The organism is Streptomyces palmae, from assembly GCF_004684805.1.
Taxonomy (GTDB): Bacteria; Actinomycetota; Actinomycetes; order Streptomycetales; family Streptomycetaceae; genus Streptomyces; species Streptomyces palmae.
The window spans coordinates 1-5,304 of sequence record NZ_SRID01000437.1 but is presented as its reverse complement, the minus strand read 5'-3'; the positions used below and the strand labels follow the sequence as shown (position 1 = coordinate 5,304).

At 74.4% G+C, this 5,304-nt stretch carries 5 protein-coding genes; 2 read left to right on the top strand and 3 right to left on the bottom strand.

All coding sequences use genetic code 11. From position 1 onward, the window contains the following. Positions 1 to 6 precede the first annotated feature (6 nt). Positions 7 to 711, top strand: coding sequence for a 2OG-Fe(II) oxygenase (locus tag E4099_RS28635; RefSeq protein WP_135342029.1), 705 nt, complete (start codon positions 7 to 9; stop codon positions 709 to 711). A gap of 194 nt (positions 712 to 905) precedes the next feature. After that, the gene (locus E4099_RS28630; RefSeq protein ID WP_245245266.1) at positions 906 to 1,517 is read left to right on the top strand and encodes an alpha-ketoglutarate-dependent dioxygenase AlkB family protein; all 612 of its coding nucleotides are present in this window, start codon (positions 906 to 908) and stop codon (positions 1,515 to 1,517) included. A 77-nt stretch (positions 1,518 to 1,594) separates the two neighbouring features. On the opposite strand, the gene E4099_RS28625 is transcribed toward E4099_RS28630, so the two are convergent. The 3 genes from E4099_RS28625 to E4099_RS28615 all read right to left on the bottom strand — a co-directional run bounded on the left by E4099_RS28625 (position 1,595) and on the right by E4099_RS28615 (position 5,113). Further along, positions 1,595 to 2,050, bottom strand: coding sequence for a tellurite resistance TerB family protein (locus tag E4099_RS28625; RefSeq protein ID WP_135342027.1), 456 nt, complete (start codon positions 2,048 to 2,050; stop codon positions 1,595 to 1,597). Between the two features lie 99 nt (positions 2,051 to 2,149). Beyond that, positions 2,150 to 3,175, bottom strand: coding sequence for a rod shape-determining protein (locus E4099_RS28620; RefSeq protein ID WP_135342026.1), 1,026 nt, complete (start codon positions 3,173 to 3,175; stop codon positions 2,150 to 2,152). A 252-nt stretch (positions 3,176 to 3,427) separates the two neighbouring features. Then, a complete protein-coding gene (locus E4099_RS28615; RefSeq protein WP_135342025.1) occupies positions 3,428 to 5,113 on the bottom strand; it encodes a bifunctional 3'-5' exonuclease/DNA polymerase in 1,686 nt (561 codons plus the stop codon). Positions 5,114 to 5,304 lie beyond the last annotated feature (191 nt).

Sequence of the window (5,304 nt, the reverse complement as noted above, 5' to 3'; positions counted from 1 at the left end):
GGGGCGCTGCCTCGGGCGGGGGTGGAGGCGGCGGACTGGGACGCCATCGGGAGCGAGCTGGACGCGCATGGCTGCGCGCAGACCCCGCCGCTGCTCACCCCCGCGCAGTGCCGCGAGATCGCCGCGCTCTACCCGGAGGTGTCCCGCTTCCGCTCCACCGTGGACATGGCCCGGCACCGTTACGGCTCCGGGCAGTACCGCTACTTCGACCACCCCCTTCCCGAGCCGGTGCGCGAGCTGCGGGCGGCCTGCTATCCGCGGCTGCTGCCCATCGCCCGGACCTGGGCGCGGCGACTGGGCCGGCCCGCACCCTGGCCCGACACGCTGGAGGAGTGGCTGGCCCTGTGCCACCGGGCCGGCCAGACCAGGCCGACACCGCTGCTGCTGCGCTACGGCGCCAACGACTGGAACGCCCTGCACCAGGACCTCTACGGGGACCTGGTCTTCCCGCTCCAGGTGGTGATCGGGCTGGACGAACCCGGCATCGACTACACGGGAGGGGAGTTCCTCCTGGTCGAGCAGCGCTTCCGGGCGCAGTCCCGCGGCACCGCGCGGGTGCTCGCCCAGGGCCAGGGGCTGGTCTTCACCACACGGGACCGCCCGGTCCGATCGGCCCGCGGCTGGTCCGCCGCCCCGGTACGGCACGGGGTGAGCACGGTCCGCTCCGGCACCCGGCACACGCTTGGCCTGGTCTTCCACGATGCGGCCTGAGCAGGGGTGCGGCGTGAGGAGGCGCGCGGCGTGAGTGGGAGCGCGGCATGAACAGGGGGCCGGGGTTCGACCAGCTGCCCGGCTTCGGCCATCTGACGGGCCGGTCGGCTGATCCGGCTGATCCTGCTGAGTCCGCCGGGGCGGCTGGGAGTGGGCCACCCGGGTCGGCGCGTCGGGAGGTGGCGGCGGGGGCGGTGCATCTGCCCGGCTGGCTGGACCTGGCGGAGCAGCGCCGGCTGGTGACCGCCTGCCGCGAGTGGGCCACTGGTCCGGTGCCCATCCGGCACACCAGACTGCCGCGCGGCGGGGTGATGTCCGTACAGACGGTGTGCATCGGCTGGCACTGGCAGCCGTACCGCTACACCCGTACGGCGGAGGATGTGAACGGCTGCCGGGTGGCGCCGTTTCCGGAGTGGCTGGCGCGGCTGGGCCGACGCGCGCTGGTCGAGGCGTACCAGGATCCGACCGCGGGGGACGGCTACGCACCCGATACGGCGCTGATCAACTTCTATGACGGTGAGGCCAGGCTGGGCATGCACCAGGACAAGGACGAGCGGTCCGACGCCCCGGTGGTCTCCCTCAGCCTGGGCGACCGCTGCGTCTTCCGGTTCGGCAACACCGAGACCCGCACCAGGCCGTACACCGATGTGGAGCTGGCCTCCGGCGATCTGTTCGTCTTCGGCGGCCCCTCGCGCTTCGCCTACCACGGGGTGACGAGGGTGTATCCGGGCACCGGCGACCCCGCCACCGGTATGGCCGGTGGCCGCCTGAACATCACCATGCGGATGACCGGGCTCGCCGGCTGACCGGCTGCGGAGGCGGCCCTCCGTACCGGCCTGACGCGGTCGGGTCTTCGGGTGCGGCCCGGCAGGCCGACCGCGCCTCAGAGATCGAACTCCGAGGGGTCGATGCCCACCGCGAAGCACGCCTCGCGCACCACGCCCTGCTCGGTCTTGTCGAAGTCGCCGTCCGCGCCACCGATGACGATGCCGATCTGGATCACCGCCCGCGCCTCGGTCGGCTTCTTCTGCACCTTGCCGATGGTCTGCAACACCCCGACCTTGCCGAACGCGAAGTCGGAGGTCAGCTTGGCCAGGTAGTCGTTGAAACGGCGCTGGAGGTCGTCGGCCGGGAAGTTCTGCAGTACGTCGTTGGTGGCGATCAAAGAGGCCACCCGCTGCCGCTCGACGGGCTCGATCTGCCCGTCCGCGGCGGCCACCAGCGCGCACATCGCCATGCTGGCGTCCCGGAACGCCCCGCTCTTGAGGTCGTTCTTCTTCGCCTGCAGCTGGGTCTGCATCGTCTGGGCGGAGTCCTTGAGCCTGTCCCACAGAGCCATGAGCCGTCTCCTCGTGAAGGCGTGAAGGGTCTACCGGCTCAACTGCGACAAGGGGTGCGTAAGTTCCCGAGGGGCGACCTGGCCTTCCCCCGCGGAAGGTCAGGTGGCCAGGGGGCCCAGGTGGACCGGGCGCACCTCGCCCTCCAGCATCGCGCCGAGGCCCTCCACCGCGCACACGTCGGGGTGCTCGGCCACCTGCACCGGCATGCCGGTGGCGTCCCGGATCATGGTGTCGAGCCCGGGCAGCCGGGCGCTCCCGCCGGCCAGCATGATGCCGCGGTCCGCGAGGTCGGCCACCAGGTCGGGCGGGCAGCTGCGCAGCACACTGCCGATGCTGTCGATCACCCCGGACATCGGCAGCTGCGCGGCGGCCCGCACCCCTTCCGCCTCCACCCGGACCGATCTGGCCCGGCCGGTGGCCACGTCGCGGCCGTGCACCTCGGCCCCGGTCGCCGCGTCCGGGCCGCTCAGCACCAGGTGCAGCGGCCGTACCGCGTGCCCGGCCAGCAGCACCTCGTGGTGGTTGCGCAGATGCTGGACCACCGCCCGGTCGATGGCGTCGCCGCCCACCGGCACGTTCTCCGCGGCCACGATGGCGCCCAGCGACAGCACCGCCACCTGGGTCGTGGTGGCCCCGCACACCACGATCATGGTCGCCTCCGGCAGTTCGACCGGGAGCCCGCAGCCGACCGCCGCGGCGACCAGGGTGTCCACCAGCTCCACCCGCCGGGCGCCGAGCCCGGTGAGGGTCTCGACGGCGGCGGTCTGGGCCAGTGGATGGGCGTCGAAGGGGGTGCACACCGCGGCCCGCAGCAGCGGCTTGCGCCGCCAGGCCCGCCGTACCCGGTCGCCCACGAACTGCCGCAGCATGCGCTGCGCCATGGTGATGTCCACCACGGCGCCACCCGAGATGGGCCGTACCACCGCGATGTGTCCGGGCGTACGACCCGACATCTGCTCCGCCTGGGTGCCCACCGCGATCAGCCCACCTGTTCGCAGGTTCACCGCACACACGCTCGGTTCGTCGACGATCAACCCGGTGCCCTTGAGGTACACGCGGGTGCGCGCGGCGCCGAGGTCGACGGCGACGGAGCAGCGACGCAGCTGCTCAAGGCTGAGGGTCATCTGGTACTCCCGGTGGGCGGCCTCCCGGGCCGCCCGCCCGGCGGCCCTGCCCCCATCCTGCGCACCCCACCGCCTCTTCGCGCGCCTTGATGGCCCTGATGAGTGATGGACAGTCAGAAAATCAGCCGACCGGCGGCGGGCGGTGATACGGACGTGCCACACTCGGGTGGCGTGCGCGGTGGCGAGTTCCCTGCCGGCGCCTGATGCCGCCCTGCCAGCGCCCTGCCACCCTGCCGCCCTGCCCGCGCGGCCCTACCCCTTCGCGTCCGCGTAGCTCTCCACCACCGCGACGGTGAACGCGAAGCGCACCGGGGTGCGGCCGAAGGCGAGCTGCCCGGCGCGGTCGCCCGCGGCCAGGATCGCCTCGCGCACCTGGTCCGCCTCCTCCTCGGGGCAGTGCACGATCACCTCGTCATGCTGGAAGAACACCAGTTCGGCCCGGAGCGGGGCCAGTGACTGCCGCAGGGCGGCCAGCATCAGGAGGGCCCAGTCGGCGGCGCTGCCCTGGACCACGAAGTTGCGGGTGAACCGGCCGCGGGCGCGGGCTCCGGCGCCGCTGCCGGCGGCCGGGGTGTCCGCCTCCTCCGCCGGTGGCAGCCCGGCCTCCTCCAAGGCGTCCTCGGAGCCGCCGGCCGGCGGGCAGGTGCGGCCGAGCCAGGTGCGCACCAGCCGGCCCTCCTCACCCGCCCGGGCGGCCTCGTCCACATAGGCCACCGCGGCCGGGAAGCGGCGCCGCAGGGCGGCCAGGTGCTTGAGGCCGTCGCCCGAGGTCTGGCCGTAGATCGCGCCCAGCAGCGCCAGCTTGGCCTGGTCGCGGTCGCCGGAGAAGGCGCGGTCGGACAGGGTCGCGTACAGGTCGCGCCCGCTGCCGGCGACCTCCATCAGGCCCTGGTCGCGGGAGATGGCGGCCAGCACCCGCGGCTCCATCTGGTCGGCGTCGGCGACCACCAGCCGCCAGCCGGGATCGGCGACCACGGCCCGCCGCACCACCTTGGGGATCTGGAGCGCCCCGCCGCCGTTGGTGGTCCAGCGGCCGGAGACGGTGCCGCCGGGCAGGTACTCGGGGCGGAAGCGGCCGTCCCGCACCCAGGTCTGCAGCCAGGACCAGCCGTGCGCGGTGTGCAGCCGGTACAGCTTCTTGTAGCGCAGCAGCGGGGCCACCGCGGGGTGGTCGATCCGCTCCAGCTCCCAGGCGCGGGTGGAGGAGAGCGGGATGCCCTGCCGCCCGAACGCCCGGATCACGTCCGCCGGCAGGTCGGGGCGCACCCGAACGCCCGGCCCGAACGCCCGGGACACCTCCTCGGCCAGCTCCGCCAGCCGCTGCGGCTCCAGACCTCCCGGGTAGCGCTCGCCGAGCAGCTCGTCCAGGAGGGCCCGGTGCAGGTCGGCCCGCCAGGGCAACCCGGCCCGGCTCATCTCCGCCGCCACCAGGGTGCCCGCGGACTCCGCGGCGATCAGCAGCCGCATCCGCCCGGGGTGCTCGGCGGCCTCGGTACGGGCGATCTGGTCGGCGTAGACCGCCAGCAGGGCGTCCAGCGGGTCGGTGCCGGGCGGCAGCGGCGGTGGGCCGGCGTCGAACAGCGAGGGCTGGGTGTCCGCGGCCCGCACCGGGGGGTCCTCCGGCACCGGCAGCCCGCGCAGCCGCGCCCAGGCGGCGGCCAGGGAGCGCGGCTGCCCGGACCGCCCGGCATGGCCGAGCAGCAGGGATTCCGCCGCCTCGACGTCGTAGCACCGGTCGACGCGGACGCCGGCGGCCAGCAGCCGCGGATAGACCGCGGAGGTGGACCGCCACACCCAGCGGTCCGCCTCCGGGCGGGCTCGGATGGCCGACGCGAGGCCGCCCGCGTCCGTCACGACCGGTCCGGCAGCCCGCCCGGAGGGGGTGAGCGGACAGAGACGAACACCCCCGTTGTCCGCCTCGGCCACCGCCCACCTCATACGAACGAGTGTCGCAGGGGGGTCTGACAACGCCCCTTCCCGGCGGCGGCTCCCCGGCCGTCGCGGGGGTGTGCGGCGGCCCGTTCGGCGCCGGGCGGTGCGGCCTGGGGGTCCGGTGGTCCGGTGGGCGCCGTACGGGCACCGGGGGTTCAAGCGGATCCGCGGCGCTGTGGGGTGGCGGGGCGCCGGGC

Coding starts and splice junctions, on each gene's coding strand:
- E4099_RS28625 (WP_135342027.1), bottom strand. CDS start 2,050: ATGGCTCTGTGGGACAGGCTCAAGGACTCCGCCCAGACGATGCAGACC.
- E4099_RS28615 (WP_135342025.1), bottom strand. CDS start 5,113: ATGAGGTGGGCGGTGGCCGAGGCGGACAACGGGGGTGTTCGTCTCTGT.
- E4099_RS28620 (WP_135342026.1), bottom strand. CDS start 3,175: ATGACCCTCAGCCTTGAGCAGCTGCGTCGCTGCTCCGTCGCCGTCGAC.